Raw genomic sequence first — 15,072 nt, forward strand, 5'->3', positions numbered from 1 at the left:
ACAAAAACCCCGTCATCGGGGTTTTTGTTTTGGAATATGATGGGATTGTCAATTCTTGCGCCATGAGCCGGAAACCGCGCAACGGTTTTTCTTATATGATAATTTTACTTACATCGGCCAGGGAAGCGGTAAGTCCGGTTATCGCTTTTAACAATGCCAAGCGGTTGTTACGGATATTTAGGTCTTCAACCATAACCATTACGGCCCCGAAAAAGGCGTCAATCGTAGCCGCCATTTCTGCCATAACCGTTAAAATCTCTTCATAGTCCTGCCGGACCCTTAAGGCATCAATTTTAGTGCGTGCTTCCTCATAAGCCAAATATAATTTTTTTTCCGCCTCATCCATAAACAAATCGGTATTTATGGCAGCAGCGGCAAAGTTCTTTACCAGATTGCCTGCCCGCGAAAAGGCCTGTACCGCCTTTGAGAGCGCATCGGTACCGGTAATTGCCGCAATAGCCTTTGCTCTGCACCAGGCGTCGTAGATATTATCTGTTCCAGCCGTTATGACTGCGTCAATAACATCATAGCGTACACCTTCATCAGCTAAAATGTTTCTTAGCCGCAGCCGGAAAAATTCTGTAACCTCCTGCAATAACCGCTCACGCCGTTCCGGATCATGAGTCTGCAGTAAATCCATAGTCTTTTGTACCAATGCCGGCAAAGATAACTGCAGTTGTGCCCGGATCATAATATTGGCGATTCCCAGCGCCTGGCGCCGCAAAGCAAACGGATCCTGTGAACCGGAAGGAATTAATCCACGGCTGAAGGTCGCGACAATATTGTCTAGTTTATCGGCAATACTAATAATTCTGCCGGCAATCTGCTCCGGCAGGGCATCCCCCGCAAACCGGGGCAGGTAATGTTCAAATATGGCGTCGGCCACAATCGCATTCTCGCCGTTTAAACGGGCATATTCGCGCCCCATTACACCCTGCAGTTCGGTAAATTCGTACACCATGCCGGTGACTAAATCCGCTTTCGCTAAATGGGCGCCCTGTTTAATGAGCGGCAAAAGATCGGCTGCAACGCCCATATTTTGCGCAATGAATACGGAGAGCTGTTCCAGGCGAAGCGTTTTATCATACAGTGTACCTAATCCTTCTTGGAACACTATGGTTTTAAGACGTTCGACCCGGTCACGCAAAGGAACTTTTTTATCCTCTTCGAAAAAGAATTTAGCGTCCGCCAAACGCGCTTTCAATACCCGTTCATTACCATGACGCACAATATCAATGTAATCGGCTCCTCCGTTCCGTACGGTAATAAAAGCGGGCAAAAGCTTGCCGTCCTGGCTGAACACCGGAAAATATCGCTGGTGTTCCCGCATGGGAGTAATCACCGCTTCCGGCGGCAGTGCCAAATATTTCTCCTCAAAAGAGCCGCACAATGCTGTGGGATATTCTACAAGGTATATAACTTCTTCTAAGAGATCCTCATCAATGTTGGCAATACCGCCCTGCTGGGTTGCTATTTTTACGATCTGTTCGCGGATTACCTGTCGGCGAATCGTTTGATCAACCATGACATGGTTGGCGGCCAGTTTAGCGAAATAATCATCGGCTGAATTTACAACAATATCACCCTTACTTAAGAAACGGTGCCCCCGTGTCTTATTGCCGGAAGAAACACCGGCGATGGTGAACGGAATGACCTCGCTTCCATAAAGGGCAAGCAGCCAGCGTATCGGTCGGGCAAAACGCAGGTCCAAATCACCCCAGCGCATATTTTTCGGAAAACTGATGCTGTGAATCATTTCCGGTAAAAGGCTGGGCAACAGGCCGGCGACGGCCTGTCCAACTTCTTGAACGACTGCATATACATAACCGTCTTTCTCTACCAGGTTCGCTACAGCAACGCCCTGTCCCCTGGCAAAGCCTTGTGCAGCTTTTGTCGGTTGTCCGGCAGCATCAAAGGCAATTTTTACGGAAGGTCCCTTGTTTTCACTTTTTCTATCGGCCTGCTGTTCCGCCATATCCCGCACGATAAGGGACAGCCGCCGCGGGGTGCCCACCGTTTGAATCTCCCGGTAAGAAATACGCTGTTCACTTAGTTTCTCTTGGGCTATTTTTTCTAGTTGAGCCAAAGCACCGGGCATAAACTTTGCCGGAATTTCTTCGGTGCCGATTTCCAACAGTAAATCTTTACTCATGATTCTTTGCCTCCTTTAAGAGAGGGAATCCCAGCTTTTCTCTTTGCTCCAAATATCCCTGGGCACAAAGCCTGGCCATATTTCGCACTCTGCCGATAAACGCCGTTCGCTCGCTTACACTGATGGCACCACGGGCGTCAAGTAAATTAAACGCATGGGAGCATTTCAAAACATAATCATACGCCGGCAGGACAAAACCCGCATTCACAACCCGGATCGCTTCTTTTTCATACATATCAAACAGTTGGAATAATAATTGGGTATCGGCAATTTCGAAGTTGTAATGAGACTGTTCCACTTCATTCCGGTGAAATACATCACCGTAAGTAATCCCGTCAACCCATTCAATATCAAATACATTTTCCTTGCCTTGTATATACATGGTTAAACGTTCCAGGCCATACGTAATTTCAACCGATACGGGCTTTACATCGATACTGCCTACCTGCTGGAAATAAGTAAATTGGGTAATTTCCATACCATCCAGCCAGACTTCCCAACCCAATCCCCAGGCTCCCAGGGTAGGAGACTCCCAGTTGTCTTCCACAAACCGGATATCATGTTTACCGGGATCAATGCCCAAACGGGCCAGACTGGCGAGATATAGTTCCTGAATATTGGCTGGTGAAGGTTTCATGATCACTTGATACTGATGGTGCTGAAACAGACGGTTGGGATTATCACCGTAGCGGCCGTCGGTTGGACGTCTTGACGGCTCAACATAAGCCACATTCCATGGTTCCGGTCCCAAAGCACGCAAAAAAGTGGCTGGATTCATTGTTCCGGCCCCTTTTTCCACATCATAAGGCTGTTGAATGATGCATTTTTGTTCGGCCCAGAAGTTCTGCAGCGTCAGAATGACTTCCTGAAAGGTCATATTATCGCCCCCTGATTAATACTTATAAAAATAAAAAACCCTCTATCCTCCGTAACAATAAAGTTACAGGGACGAGAGTCTATTCCCGCGGTTCCACCCTGATTGGCCATTTGACCCACCTTATAAATATGGCGAGCTTTACTTTTTTCAAAAGTACGCCGTACTCCTGGAAAATTTCCTCTCGCGGCTTGGGAGTGCCTTTCGCTTGTCTTTCCGGGCTCACACTATTCCCGGATCGCTGCCGTAGTTACAAGCTACTGTTTCCCGCATTGCGTTAATTTTATTTAAATATAACAAAAGAGTTCCGTTTTGTCAAACAGAATTCAGCGATCCAATTCCACTGGCGGTACAACTTCTGTTTCGGCCGAATCAGGCATTTCTTCCGCATCGCCGCTCCGGACAACTTCGATAGTGCACCGTTTAAATACCGCCACCAATACACCAAGAGCAGCCAATGACGGAAGAATTACCGCACCAATCGCACCTAAGCCGACGGGAATTTCCACTAATATTTTATCATCCTGCTTAACGCGGATTTTGTTAACGTTTCCCTTTCGGATTAACTCTTTGACCTTATCAACTACTTCACCGGACCGCACGGAGAATTCTTCTGTCCAGTTGCCCTGTTTCTTATTTTCCAGTGCAATTAATGCTTCGATAACATTTCCCCCTGCCTGTTCCAATGCCTCTTTGGCTTCCCGATAAGAAACCCCCAGGCGTTCCCGCAATTGGTCAATCTTATCCAGAGTAATCCCTTCCATAATTGTCCCTCCCGGCCGTTTTTTAGTTAGTGTTTCTCCGATTCGCCGTTTTCATCCATCAATCTCTTATGTGGGTTTACACCAGTAAGGCGACATGTTTTAAAAAATTGATTGATTTAAGTGGCCTATCCAACACTTCCGTCAAATAACCAAGGAGCAGCATTTCTGCTTGCAGTAAGGCTGATTTATGAACTGTAAAGCTGCCGGGGCTGGACCAGTCAAGTTCCAGAAATCGCTCTATCAGCGAAAAAGCCGGTTCCCCGATTTCAAGCATTGTTTTGCCGCCGGAACATTCCAGACAGGTGCAGCCGCCGTTACGGGCGATAAAGTTTGCCGGAAAGCTTACTTTTTTACCACAAATCCGGCAACACCGGCTATGAGCATAATAGCCGGCCAACACCAGTAGTTGCCAGGCTCCAGCTAAGGCAACCAGCCGGGGATGCCGTTCATGAATCAGGGAAAATGCCGCCGCTAACAGGGCAAAGACACGCGGCTCCGGTTCTCTTTCCGGCCATAGTTCTGCGGCCAGTTCCGCCAGAAAAGAAGCGTAGGCCATGAAGTTCAGGTCTTCCCGCAGCGCCCGGTTGCTGTTGATTATTTCGCACTGTCTGATTGATTCGTATGTTTTGCCGGCGGCCAGCATAACATCCACATGGGAAAAGACCTGCAAACTGCCGGCAAGTCGGTTGCGTGGCCGCTTAGCCCCATACGCGACGGCATGCAGCTTGCCGAATTGCCCGGAAAACAAAGTGACCATCCTGTCGGCATCTCCCCAATCGCGAACTGACAACAGGATGGCTTCCGTTTGATATTGCATTGTAAGAACCTCAAATAATATTAGTTTTATGTTTTAACGTTTCAGGGTGAAGAATGTCACTTTCTAAACACTCTCTGTATACCAGATAAGCTCCAATATGTCCGGTGCTTTGGAAAATTTCCCACATCAGATCGCGCAATAACACTCTACATCATCCCTTCGCATATGATAGAATTCATGCCAAGATTACTGCTCATTGTCGGTTTCCTGTGGCTGATCAAGAAGTGGTGTAGCCTTAACCCTTACAACCCGAAATCCGTTTACTTTTAATACCTCAAAATTGTAATCGCCGATTTGTAGAATGTCGCTTACCTCCGGCCGCCTCCCCAATAAACCGAAAATGTAACCGCCAATGGTATCCTCTTCATGCTCCTCAAGGCGGATATTTAAAAGCTCGGCAACATCGTCGAGAAGGACCCGTCCGTCGAATTCAAACGAATCGTCAGGAAAGTGCACAATGTCCGTTTCCTCATTATCATGTTCATCCTGAATATCGCCAACAATTTCTTCAATAACGTCTTCCATGGCAACCAAGCCGGCTGTTCCGCCATACTCATCGGCGACGACCGCAAGATGAGTTCGTTTGCGCCGCATAAATTGCAGCAATTTAGCTACCGACAACCCTTCGGGAACAACCAGAATCTCCCGCATTATATTGCGAAGGTCCTTTCCCGAGGTGCCGCACATTAACTCCAAATCCATCAGGTCACGGATGTGGATCATTCCCACGACATGGTCTTTATCTTCAACACACAGCGGATAACGGGTATGACCGGTTTCCCGAACGACCCGGATATTTTCCTCAAAAGAATCATCTACGAATAAACAGACCATGTCCTGGCGAGGTACCATCACTTCACGGGCTAGACGGTCGGCAAAATCAAAAACATTATCAATGAGCTCGCTTTCCACCTGATCGAGAACCCCGCCGCGATGACTGGCATTCACAATCATACGCAACTCTTCTTCGGAATGAGTCAGCTCCGCTTCATTCGCCGCTTTCATACCCATAATCTCTAATATTCCCCGCGCTGTCCGATTAAATAAGACAATAACGGGAAACCCGATTTTACGAAAAATGTAAAGCGGCCATACTACCAGTAAAGCCAGTTTTTCGGTACGTTGAATTGCCATTGATTTAGGAACCAGTTCTCCTAACACAATATGCATAAAAGTAATCAGGATAAAGCCAAGGGCAACACTGATGCTGGCATGGAGCCAACTGGAACCCGGTATATACTGTTTTGCCAACGGTTCTATCAGGGAAGCCACAGCAGGCTCTCCCAACCAGCCGAGAGCCAGGGATGCCAGCGTAATTCCCAGTTGAGTTGCTCCCAGGTACGTATCAAACGAAGATACTACCTCTAAAGCCAATCCAGCCCGCTTATTCCCTAAATGGGCCAATTCTTCCAAACGGGTCTTTCTGATTTTGACCAGGGAAAATTCAGCAATGACAAAAAATCCATTTAATAATACTAAACACAATGCGATTAATAATTTGACAGAACTGTAAAGTGGCGAATCGATAGAGCATCTCTCCTCGGAGTTTGGTCACTCATTCCCACGGGGCATAACAGCTCCAGCGGTCAGGACATATTGCAATGCACTTTCGCCAGTTACGTCTAAAGGTATTATGTCCCGCTTAGGTACCATTATATTAAACCCTGCCGTCATATTCAAGCTCATTGGCACAAATACACAAACATATTCTTCGGTAAAATTTTTAGCTAATGGTTCGGTTAAGGTCGGCAAGACAAATCCTAATGCTTTTACTCCCGGATGGGGATAAGGAACAAGCACAGCATGTTTAAATAACTGCTGTGACTCAAATACGGCGGCGGATAGTTGTTTGACACTGTTGTAAATAAATTTGACTACGGGAATGGATCCTACCAGACGGTCAATATAGTTTAATATACTTTTCAGGATCCATAAGGAAGACAACCATCCAACCAGCAAGATCAGTAAAATTGCGGCAATAAGCCCCACTCCGGGAAAATGGATGGGTAAATGACGCCCCAATAGTCCTTCCGCTACCGAAAAGATCTGCATCACAACAAATACGGTAAAAACCATGGGTGTGATAACAATGAGTCCATTTATAAAATACTTGGATAATGCTTTCATAATACACCTCTATTACAAATCATACCATTCCTGCGATTTCCGGTCAATAAAACAAATAACTACCGGCAGCCGGTAGTTATCACCCAAATCCTTACTATCCCACTTTTCGCAGTCCTTTTTCATTCGACAATAATTGTCTCCATAAGTTCAGGGGCGAAATGTGGTACTATGTTGAATTAAGACAGAAAGATTACTCATAGCCAAAGGAGTGCAAAATTCCATCCCGGTTGCGCCAGTCTTTTTTTACTTTCACCCATAAATCAAGATATGCCTTGGAGCCTAACAAGTTTTCGATATCCTGACGGGCTAATTTACCAATTTCTTTTAACAAAGAGCCACCCGCACCGATCACAATCCCCTTTTGTGACTCCCGTTCCACATAGATAGTCGCCCGAATATATAAATTTTCATTGGCCCGGGTTGCGATTTCTTCGATATCAACCGCAATCGCATGGGGTATTTCCTCTCTGGTTAAATGAAGTACTTTTTCCCGGATCAGTTCGGCGATTAACAACCGTTCCGGCTGATCCGTTATCATATCTTCCGGATAATACTGCGGTCCGGGCTGCAAATATTTTTTTACTTCGGCGACTGCCGCATCCAGATTATTTTTTTCTAATGCCGATACCGGTACAATACCGCGAAAGGAATATAGGGATGAATACTGTTCAATAATCGGCAGAATTTCCGTTTTCGCGATTTGATCGATTTTATTAATTACTAAAATAACCGGGGTGTGTATATTGGCCAGCCGGTCTAAAATATACTGTTCCCCGGGGCCTTTTTTGGCCGTGGCATCGACAACAAACAATACCACATCCACTTCCTTCAAGGTATTTTCAGCGGCACGCAGCATAAGTTCCCCCAGTTTATGCTTGGGTTTGTGAATTCCCGGTGTATCAATAAAAAGAATTTGCGCATCCGGTAATGTCAAAATGCACAGAATCTTATTGCGTGTTGTTTGCGGTTTGTCCGACATAATCGCTACTTTTTGCCCGATTAAAGAGTTAACCAGCGTTGATTTACCAACATTCGGCCTGCCAATTACAGCGACAAAGCCGGACTTAAAATCAGAATTCGTATTCATTCACAGCCATCTCCAATATCTCTGTTTTGTCTATCTTATTTACGGGTCCCGAACACAATTCAGCAAAGTCGGGGGACAAACAATATTATGCCAATAATTACGGCCATGATCGCAGCAATTAGCACGGCGCCGGCCGCAACATCTTTAGCGATTTTGGCCTGGGGATGATAGCCGGGCGAAATCAGGTCTACTACGGATTCAATGGCGGTATTAAACAGTTCCGCCATAATTACCAGGGTAACCGCAACCACTAACATCAGTACTTCACTGCGGGCCAGATGAAGCCGCCAGGCCATAATTAAAACAATTCCCGCCGCCGTCACATGAACGGTCATATTTCGCTGGGAACGGAGCGCATAAATGATTCCTGCCGCAGCATGCTGAAAAGCCTTGCCGAAACGGAGCAATAACATGGTCATACACCACGGACCAATCCCAGTGACGACAACACGTGTTCTTCTTCCGTCCTCATCTCTTCTTTCGCCGCTTCCTCCTCATGGTCATATCCCAAAAGATGCAGCATTCCGTGCACGGTAAGATAAGCCAGCTCTCTTTCCAGGCTGTGTCCATATTCCTCCGACTGACGCCGGGCCGTCTCAATTGAAATTACAATATCACCCAACAGCGTTTCCTGCGGGCCGTCAATAATTTCCGGTTCTTCTCCCTCGTTCAAAGCAAAGGATAATACGTCCGTAGCCATGTCTTTTCCCCGGTACGCAGCATTCAATTCTTTAATATATTCGTCATCGACAAGAATCACGCTAACTTCCGAACCCTCTTCCAACCCGTAAACTTCAGCTGTCTTTTTTAACACCGCATTCACCATTTGCTCCATTTGCGGCGTGAAATTCATCTTTTCCTGCCGGTTGCTTATTACTATTTCCACTCTTCGTTTTTCTCCTCTCAAAATCTTTCGCATCGGGATATTCGATGCGAGTATGAAACATACTGGATAAAACCCGGATAAACACATCGCCCACCAGATTAAGATCCTGCAAGGTCAAGTCACATTCATCCAGCTGACCGTCAAGCAAACGTTCACGAATGATTTTCCGCACCGTCGCTTCAATACGGTTCACATTCGGTTTGGCAATCGAGCGTACCGCCGCTTCACAGGAATCAGCCAGCATAACCAGTGCTGCTTCCTTAGTCTGTGGTCTTGGTCCCTCATAACGGAAATCCGCTTCCACCAGACAGTCGCCATGCTCCGTTTCCGAAGCTCTTTTGTAAAAATACGAAACCAGGGTAGTGCCATGATGCTGCTGAATAATGTCATGGATGACCTGCGGTAATTTATATTCTTTGCAATAATCCACTCCGTCCTTAATATGGGAGGTGACAATCAGCGTACTTAGGGAGGGAGCGATTTTATCATGCGGATTTTCAGTGCCCACCTGATTTTCAATAAAAAAACAAGGTCGTTTTATTTTGCCGATATCGTGATAATAGGCGCCCACCCTTACCGCAACAGCATCGGCTCCGATTCGGTCAGCCGCGGTTTCAGCCAGATTGCCTACTAATATGCTGTGATGATAGGTACCGGGAGCTTCCAGCAGCAACCGTTGCTGGAGAGGATGGTTCGGTTTGGCTAAATCAAGCAGTTTTATGGGCGTTGTAATAGTGAATGTATGTTCCAGATAAGGCAGCAAGCCGGTGGCAAGTATGGCTGAGGCAAGCCCGCCAAGTACTCCCAGCGACGACTGTATCATAAGCTGATGACTATTTACCTGCTCAATAAAGCCGGTGGATGCAATAACCACTAAATTAACACCGGCAATACATAGTCCGGTCCGGGTAAGGCTATAGCCGTGTGACAGTTTGGACACGCTGTACACGCCGGCCATACTGCCGATTAAAACAGTAACCACGGCGCGCAAATCATCTTCGACAATTACCCCGTATAATAAAGCCAGCATTACACCGGACAGTATCCCGACGCGGACATCAATAAGAATGGCCGCCAATAAGGCGCCGGCCGCAATGGGAGCCACAAAATCCGAGTAATAGTGCAATGTTTTTCCCAACAGTAAGATGGCGAGAAAGATGAGCCCCAATAAAACCAGGTGCAGGTCGTTGGCATAAACAGGCTGGGCAAATTTATACAAATATCCCAACATCATTGTCATGATGATAAGAACAAAAATTGCTAAACCAAAAATACGGATTTCACTGATTTGACCTTTGTATAAACCAATCTCCTCAATGGCATGGATTTGTTCTTCCGTTACAACATCGCCGCGCCGGACTAAAACCTGCCCTTTTTTTACAGTTTCCCGCACAGGGTCAACGCTTGCCAGAGCGGCTTGCTTCCGTTTATCCGTTTCCCGGACATTTAATATAAAATTAGGACGGAGCAGTGTCTGCGCAATCCCGGCTACCACCGCTTCCGTACTTTTCCCCAAATTCATTTCTTCCGTATCCATTACGATGCGCTTGCGGGCAAGATCGAGGTCATCATCCCGGATGCCCCGTTGTAAGTATTTACGCAAAATAGCCCGGGTATCTTCTTCCGCCTGGGCTAGATCATTGGCTTGAAGATTAACCAAACCGTTTAAAACCGTATTCGGTAAGGAAACAGTCAATAATTCTTTCATTTTGGCTGTTTTTTGTTCGGTGGAAACTAACTGTTTGTCATTGATTACAATTTTTGCCGTGTGGAAGATAGCCGATACGCTTTCCTCGGCCCGGGTTATAACGCCAACATCCAAATCATAGACACTGGCTACGCTGGCAAGAACCTCTTCCTCCAGTTTTTTCGTTTTGGCCGTATCGACATACGAAACCGTCCGCGGGGAAATTACATCCCGGTCACTTACTTGTCCTACCGTTAAATAGACTTTATCGGGAATAAATTCTGCGGACAATACAATCATAAACAAAGTGAAAAAAATCAACCATAATACGATACGCCTGGTTACGGGCCGGGCATAGATACTGGTTGGCTGTAAAAACATATTTCGCAACTTGGTGTTTACTGACATAAATGTTCAACTCCATTGCGGGATGAATTTACTGACTGGTTTGGCAGTCGCCGCCTCGTTCAAAACGTTCGTAGGCCTTGATAATCCGGCCGACAATTTCATGTCTGACAACATCCGTCTCATTAAGAACGGTGATTTCAATGCCGCGTGTGCCGGCTAAAACTTGCCGCGCCTGACGAAGTCCTGAACAAGTTCCGTGAGGCAAATCCACTTGCGTTATATCCCCGGTAACGACCATTTTGGAACCAAATCCCATCCTGGTGAGAAACATTTTCATTTGTTCCGGCGTAGTATTTTGTGCTTCATCCAGAATAATAAAAGAATCATCCAGAGTCCGTCCCCGCATATATGCCAACGGGGCGACTTCAATAATGTTTTTGGACATAAATTTCTGGAAAGTATCCATGCCTAATATATCATCAAGAGCATCATATAAGGGACGCAGATAGGGATCTACCTTTTCCTGTAAATCGCCTGGTAAAAAACCGAGTTTTTCACCGGCTTCCACAGCCGGCCGGGTTAAAATAATCCGTTCCACTTCCTTATTTTTTAAGGAAAATACTGCCATTGCCACAGCAAGATAAGTTTTCCCGGTTCCCGCCGGTCCTATTCCAATGGTAATATAATTGTTTCGTATTGCTTCCAAATAGACCCGCTGCCCTAATGTTTTCGGCTTAATCGAACGTCCTTTGGCCGTTATCAGCACCGTATCGGCAAACATCTGGTGCAGCTTGTCTTTCCGCCCTTCCTGAATCATTTGCAGACTGTAACGTACATCATGGGAAGTAATCCGATTTCCCTCCCGATATAAAAAAAGAAGTTCCGCTAACAAATCACTGATTTTCTCAGTTTCCCGGTCCTCTCCCCTAATAATTATTTCATCGCCTCTGGCGGTAATTTTGCCAGCGAATTGTTCACTAATAATCCGCAAATTTTCATCATTTCGACCTAAAACGGCTACCGCTTCCTGATTATCGGTAAACCCTATCCGTTTTTCCAACAAAGGCTTGCCCCCTCATATTACTGCGTTATACTAACATTCTGGCCAATGTCTTCTATCGCCTCAATGCTCGCCTTAACCCGGACAGGATTCGGTTCCGGCGTGTTTATCACTTCAACACGGCGCGACAAAATATAGGCATTTTTTGATACCAATGCCTGAACAGCCCGCATTGCTTTCGCTTTTGCTTCGTTACGGGCTTCCTCAGCAGATTGTTCCTGTAAAACCGGAGCTAATTCATGATATACAATAATATTTGATTCGACAGCAAAGTTACTATTCCTCCACCAGGGAAGCTTTTTCTCAATTACCTCCGTATTAAAGTACCGGTAAGTATTTTTTGCCGCTTGCTTCAATATGTATTGCCGGCTGCCAAGACGCAGCATAATAGCAACTGTCTGGTTTCCCGTCGGCTCAAAGACTTCCTGTTTTAAATATCCTTCCCCGTAGCCTTCATACCATACTCTTGCTTTTACAATCCCCTTAGCCTTAACTAATTGTTCCGGCACCGGCGGCGTAACCCCGGGTGAATGCTCCGGACCGGTAGCCGGGGGCAATACAGGCATAACACCTTTAATTAAAAGATCGCCTTTTTTTACTGTATCGCCTTTTTTCACTAGAGGTTGACCGGAAATAGCAATGATTTCCGTTACAATACCGTCTTTATCGGCAATAATATTGGAAGGATTTTTATCTTCCGCCGGTGGCATGGTTTTTTCCACAACTTCGACAAAAGCCCGGGTTCCGGTAAAATGAATGCCGGTCCAGGCCAATTGGGGAAATTTTAACAGCAGCGTATTTTCTAATGCTTTACTATTGATTTTGTCTTTATTGACACCCGGGTGCAAACCATTTTCAATTAGAACCTCGCGGATTTCATTCTCCAACGGAGAGTGCGCACCGCTAATATCAACGAACCAGACATAAGAGGACAGAACCTGTAAAATAACGGCAAATAATAACGCTCCGGCCAGTAACGCTTTACGGTGCTTAATCCGTTTTAAAATAAACGGCAGGCCTTTATAATGAATGACTCGAACCTGAGTTTGACTTCTTTTTACCAAGGGTCTGATGCGCAAGAAATCCGGCAGCCGCAAATTTACATACAAGTCTCCATCCAGCTTGATGATTCCCCATAAAAAAATATTTTGCGCCATGCATAAATTAATAAACTTTTCCGGCATCGTGCCGCTAACGCGAATCCGGATAATACCGTTGATATAATTAAGTACAGTATAGGTAAGCATAGCGAGCACCCCTTATACCTCATATTTTAACGTTCCGATCAGACCTTCAATTAAAATTTGTTCTATTTGCAAATTGCCAAGCATCAGTTCGCTTCCGTTGACAATTAATTCTCCCTGGCTTAACTTGACTCGTACCAACGAGGATGTATATTCGATAATTCCTTTATGATTTTCTATCAATAATTGTTTATTGCCTAACATAGTAATTCGTGGCAAATCAAGGACAATATCTTCGGGAATTTCCAAAAAGCCCGCAAGAGCTTGTAATTTTCTCTTTTTATTCCTTTGCATGCTACTCCCCCTCCTATAAATGGTATGCTTAATATTTTTCTTTAATACAAAGAAAGACCGCTTAGAGCGGTCTTTTGGTAATTGGAAATTGGTAATTGGATTTTGATGGTTATGCTGTGCCTGCAACCATTGGGATGGTCAGATTACTTACCGGTAAAATAGGTTCAGTCTGCATACCGGTTTTTGCACTTTCGTACTCATTATTAATACGAGCCAGGAAATCTTCAAATTTATGAACTTTGACGGGAGCGGCAAACCGCATATAATTGGTAGCGACGATCATTTCGCCGCAGTCCAGGTTTTTTATTTCATTGCGCTGCTGTAAAATGTCTTTGCGGCACATGGCTTCCAGTTTACTTCGATCTGCTTTGGAGGCCAGTCCCAAAATAAACAGTGTATTTAATTGGGACAGAACTTTGTCGGCAAGCAAACGGGGCTGCTGGTCAACGACACAGAGTCCCAGATTAAATTTACGCGCTTCACTCACTAATTGGGCAAATGCACTGCCGCCGGGGTGTTCCTTTTTGCCCAGAAAACGGTGCGCTTCCTCTAAAACGATCAAAGTAGATTTCACCTTTTGCCTCTCTTTTTCTGTTTTAGCGGCATAGTACTGCAATAATTTTTTGGACAATAATGTGGATAATGCCTGTTCGCCAAGCGGTGAAATGTGTTTTAGTTCAATCAGAACAACTTTTCCGGTTTCAATTTCTTTTAACATATCGCCTACCACGGATTCTGCTTCTTGTTCCTGGATATTCAATTCCTGCTGTAAATTCCAGCAAATGCTTTTAATCTTGCTGATCGTACGGGATTGGAATTTTTGTCCGGTGCTGCCGGCCAGCTCATCAATAATATCCGCCGTGTCATATTTAAGAACATACTGCAGCCAATTGGCCCGCCAAATAGAAAACAACTTGTAAAGGGCATCCAGTTGGGGTTCCGTAAAGGTGGCACAGGCAACAATGTCTTCCGGTTCGACTTCGGCATAATTAAAGGCAAGTCTGCGTACCGAATCGTCTTCCGGCTTCGCATCGTAAATAATCAGGCGTTCGTTGGCCTTGCGATGCCCAGACAGATCTTGCGAATATTCATTATGAACATCAAAAACCAGCAAGCCGTAATTTCCATTATCCAGAACCGAACCGGCCAGTACCTTTACAAGATTGCTTTTGCCTGAACCGGTGGTACCAAATATGCCGATATGTTCGGTAATTGCCTTGGAACCATAAAGCCCTACGGGCAGATTGAGAATACCCCGTCCGCTCTTCAAATAACCAATTTCCAAGTCACCCTTAATTTCCGATAACAGGGCCGTATCACTCGTACTCAGATCGCGGACTTCACAAAAGAAATCCGGGCAAGTCTTTGGATTTAAGAGGTGTCCCCTGGCATCGGCATAGCATAATTGTTCAGCCATGGCAATCTTTACGGTATGGTTGCCGCCTAAATAAAAGTCCAGTTCTTCTTGGTTGACTACCTGGCCATTTTCATCCAGTTTGCTCATCAAATAACCAACCCCGTTTATTCCTGACCAGCGGGATTTTACTTTAAAATCATAAGCCCGCACATAAAATCGGTCCTGATTTTTTCCTTCAATAACCAAAATATCCCCAAAGTCAACATCTTCAGCAGGAGCAACGACAAATTCCACATACGTTCCCTTTGCATAGGTTAACCGGCCTTTATATTGTGACATGTGTCTGCCCCCCTTTTTTCGTCGAATTTTCAATTT

Annotated in this window: 15 protein-coding genes; all 15 read right to left on the reverse strand. The window is 45.5% G+C overall.

What is annotated here, in order from left to right; all coding sequences use genetic code 11:
* Positions 1 to 91: 91 nt before the first annotated feature.
* The 15 genes from glyS to LUCIF_RS06400 all read right to left on the reverse strand — a co-directional run bounded on the left by glyS (position 92) and on the right by LUCIF_RS06400 (position 15,036).
* Positions 92 to 2,152 carry a glycine--tRNA ligase subunit beta gene (glyS, locus tag LUCIF_RS06330; RefSeq protein ID WP_122627033.1) on the reverse strand — a complete coding sequence of 687 codons (2,061 nt, stop codon included), beginning with the start codon at positions 2,150 to 2,152 and terminating at the stop codon, positions 92 to 94.
* On the reverse strand, positions 2,145 to 3,029 hold the full coding sequence (gene glyQ, locus LUCIF_RS06335; RefSeq protein ID WP_122627034.1) for a glycine--tRNA ligase subunit alpha: 885 nt from the start codon (positions 3,027 to 3,029) through the stop codon (positions 2,145 to 2,147). Before glyQ ends, glyS begins: the two co-directional genes overlap by 8 nt.
* Before the next feature lie 323 nt (positions 3,030 to 3,352).
* Positions 3,353 to 3,790, reverse strand: a complete 438-nt coding sequence (locus tag LUCIF_RS06340) for a DUF4342 domain-containing protein (protein WP_122627035.1) — start codon at positions 3,788 to 3,790, stop codon at positions 3,353 to 3,355.
* 76 nt (positions 3,791 to 3,866) lie between these two features.
* A complete protein-coding gene (recO, locus tag LUCIF_RS06345; protein ID WP_122627037.1) occupies positions 3,867 to 4,607 on the reverse strand; it encodes a DNA repair protein RecO in 741 nt (246 codons plus the stop codon).
* 10 nt (positions 4,608 to 4,617) lie between these two features.
* Positions 4,618 to 4,734 carry a YqzL family protein gene (locus LUCIF_RS27280; protein ID WP_370744940.1) on the reverse strand — a complete coding sequence of 39 codons (117 nt, stop codon included), beginning with the start codon at positions 4,732 to 4,734 and terminating at the stop codon, positions 4,618 to 4,620.
* Positions 4,735 to 4,793: 59 nt separating this feature from the next.
* A complete protein-coding gene (locus LUCIF_RS06355) occupies positions 4,794 to 6,092 on the reverse strand; it encodes a hemolysin family protein (RefSeq protein WP_122627039.1) in 1,299 nt (432 codons plus the stop codon).
* Positions 6,093 to 6,158: 66 nt separating this feature from the next.
* Positions 6,159 to 6,734, reverse strand: coding sequence for a DUF502 domain-containing protein (locus tag LUCIF_RS06360; RefSeq protein WP_122627040.1), 576 nt, complete (start codon positions 6,732 to 6,734; stop codon positions 6,159 to 6,161).
* Between the two features lie 190 nt (positions 6,735 to 6,924).
* Positions 6,925 to 7,821 carry a GTPase Era gene (gene era / locus LUCIF_RS06365; RefSeq protein WP_122627041.1) on the reverse strand — a complete coding sequence of 299 codons (897 nt, stop codon included), beginning with the start codon at positions 7,819 to 7,821 and terminating at the stop codon, positions 6,925 to 6,927.
* A gap of 59 nt (positions 7,822 to 7,880) precedes the next feature.
* Entirely contained in the window at positions 7,881 to 8,240 is a 360-nt protein-coding gene (locus tag LUCIF_RS06370; protein WP_207857096.1) for a diacylglycerol kinase family protein, read from the reverse strand.
* Positions 8,237 to 8,656 (reverse strand): rRNA maturation RNase YbeY, encoded by a 420-nt coding sequence (ybeY, locus tag LUCIF_RS06375; protein ID WP_207857163.1) that lies wholly within the window; start codon positions 8,654 to 8,656, stop codon positions 8,237 to 8,239. The genes LUCIF_RS06370 and ybeY overlap by 4 nt, the downstream gene beginning before the upstream one ends.
* The gene (locus LUCIF_RS06380) at positions 8,616 to 10,802 is read right to left on the reverse strand and encodes an HD family phosphohydrolase (RefSeq protein ID WP_207857098.1); all 2,187 of its coding nucleotides are present in this window, start codon (positions 10,800 to 10,802) and stop codon (positions 8,616 to 8,618) included. The genes ybeY and LUCIF_RS06380 overlap by 41 nt, the downstream gene beginning before the upstream one ends.
* Before the next feature lie 28 nt (positions 10,803 to 10,830).
* Positions 10,831 to 11,805 carry a PhoH family protein gene (locus LUCIF_RS06385; protein ID WP_122627044.1) on the reverse strand — a complete coding sequence of 325 codons (975 nt, stop codon included), beginning with the start codon at positions 11,803 to 11,805 and terminating at the stop codon, positions 10,831 to 10,833.
* A 17-nt stretch (positions 11,806 to 11,822) separates the two neighbouring features.
* Positions 11,823 to 13,049, reverse strand: coding sequence for a sporulation protein YqfD (gene yqfD / locus LUCIF_RS06390; protein WP_122627045.1), 1,227 nt, complete (start codon positions 13,047 to 13,049; stop codon positions 11,823 to 11,825).
* 12 nt (positions 13,050 to 13,061) lie between these two features.
* Positions 13,062 to 13,340 carry a sporulation protein YqfC gene (gene yqfC, locus LUCIF_RS06395; RefSeq protein WP_122627046.1) on the reverse strand — a complete coding sequence of 93 codons (279 nt, stop codon included), beginning with the start codon at positions 13,338 to 13,340 and terminating at the stop codon, positions 13,062 to 13,064.
* 109 nt (positions 13,341 to 13,449) lie between these two features.
* Positions 13,450 to 15,036 (reverse strand): ATP-binding protein, encoded by a 1,587-nt coding sequence (locus LUCIF_RS06400; protein WP_122627047.1) that lies wholly within the window; start codon positions 15,034 to 15,036, stop codon positions 13,450 to 13,452.
* Between the last annotated feature and the right edge of the window lie 36 nt (positions 15,037 to 15,072).

The organism is Allolucifera butyrica (assembly GCF_900476375.1).
GTDB classification, from domain to species: Bacteria; Bacillota; Negativicutes; order Sporomusales; family UPPP01; genus Lucifera; species Lucifera butyrica.

Excerpts from the sequence above, each read along its gene's own strand:
- glyS (WP_122627033.1), bottom strand. The coding sequence starts at position 2,152 with ATGAGTAAAGATTTACTGTTGGAAATCGGCACCGAAGAAATTCCGGCA.
- glyQ (WP_122627034.1), bottom strand. The coding sequence starts at position 3,029 with ATGACCTTTCAGGAAGTCATTCTGACGCTGCAGAACTTCTGGGCCGAA.
- LUCIF_RS06340 (WP_122627035.1), bottom strand. The coding sequence starts at position 3,790 with ATGGAAGGGATTACTCTGGATAAGATTGACCAATTGCGGGAACGCCTG.
- recO (WP_122627037.1), bottom strand. The coding sequence starts at position 4,607 with ATGCAATATCAAACGGAAGCCATCCTGTTGTCAGTTCGCGATTGGGGA.
- LUCIF_RS27280 (WP_370744940.1), bottom strand. The coding sequence starts at position 4,734 with ATGTGGGAAATTTTCCAAAGCACCGGACATATTGGAGCTTATCTGGTA.
- LUCIF_RS06360 (WP_122627040.1), bottom strand. The coding sequence starts at position 6,734 with ATGAAAGCATTATCCAAGTATTTTATAAATGGACTCATTGTTATCACA.
- era (WP_122627041.1), bottom strand. The coding sequence starts at position 7,821 with ATGAATACGAATTCTGATTTTAAGTCCGGCTTTGTCGCTGTAATTGGC.
- LUCIF_RS06370 (WP_207857096.1), bottom strand. The coding sequence starts at position 8,240 with ATGACCATGTTATTGCTCCGTTTCGGCAAGGCTTTTCAGCATGCTGCG.
- ybeY (WP_207857163.1), bottom strand. The coding sequence starts at position 8,656 with ATGGAGCAAATGGTGAATGCGGTGTTAAAAAAGACAGCTGAAGTTTAC.
- LUCIF_RS06380 (WP_207857098.1), bottom strand. The coding sequence starts at position 10,802 with ATGTCAGTAAACACCAAGTTGCGAAATATGTTTTTACAGCCAACCAGT.
- yqfD (WP_122627045.1), bottom strand. The coding sequence starts at position 13,049 with ATGCTTACCTATACTGTACTTAATTATATCAACGGTATTATCCGGATT.
- yqfC (WP_122627046.1), bottom strand. The coding sequence starts at position 13,340 with ATGCAAAGGAATAAAAAGAGAAAATTACAAGCTCTTGCGGGCTTTTTG.
- LUCIF_RS06400 (WP_122627047.1), bottom strand. The coding sequence starts at position 15,036 with ATGTCACAATATAAAGGCCGGTTAACCTATGCAAAGGGAACGTATGTG.